This window comes from Aquamicrobium sp. LC103 (assembly GCF_001014615.2).
Taxonomy (GTDB): Bacteria; Pseudomonadota; Alphaproteobacteria; order Rhizobiales; family Rhizobiaceae; genus LBCQ02.
In genome coordinates, this window is sequence record NZ_LBCQ02000032.1 from 1 (window position 1) to 737 (window position 737).

Here is a 737-nt window from a genome sequence, read left to right on the forward strand (position 1 = left end):
GCTCGGCTTCATAGGGGCGTCGGAGGCCTCTACTTCCACATCAATATGTGTTTGTGCCGTCGCGGAATAGTTGAGGATGTTCAGGATTTCGTCGCGAGACATGGCCAAAAGATAGGAAAGAAACTCGAACTCGTGTTTCCGGCTCATCCGGCCGGCTGTTTCGACAAGCTCCAGCATGTAGGCCAGGCTCGCTTCATCCTCCCGCTGCAGTGGCCCGCGACCTCGAAAACCTCTAATACGTGTCTCGCGCCTCGCCATGATTGCTACGACGCTCGTTCGGCCCGATCATCGATACAAAGCTTGAGCACGCGGTAGGTACTGCCCTGGGCTCTGGCCATTTGGTCACACACGCGGCGACGTTGTTTCTCGATATCCTGCCAATGAAAGAGCAACTGATCGAAGGCTTCTTGCTCGTGCTTCACGCAGTCGAGGAATGCATCACCTTGGGAACCGCTGCCGTTCGCATTTTGACAGAACCTGCTCACATCATAGTGGGGTATGGCCTGCGCAAACAATGGCTCCGCAAAGAAAAGAGCGTATGCCGCCACCGACATAAATTGAAGGACTGCGCTGGCGCGTTCTTTGAAGTTCATGCGCCTTTTTATCAGCTTTCGCTTAAGTTCAAAGAGTGACTGTTTTTCACAACGAGGTCAGGGCCATCGCAATCATGAGCGCCGTGGCCGCGCTGAGGACGAGGACTGCCAAGATAACCTTGCCGACCGCCGACATTTGCAACT

At 54.5% G+C, this 737-nt stretch carries 1 protein-coding gene; it reads right to left on the reverse strand.

Going from position 1 to position 737, the window contains the following annotated elements; all coding sequences use genetic code 11:
• Positions 1 to 263 precede the first annotated feature (263 nt).
• The gene (locus tag XW59_RS29215) at positions 264 to 593 is read right to left on the reverse strand and encodes a hypothetical protein (protein WP_136068037.1); all 330 of its coding nucleotides are present in this window, start codon (positions 591 to 593) and stop codon (positions 264 to 266) included.
• Positions 594 to 737 lie beyond the last annotated feature (144 nt).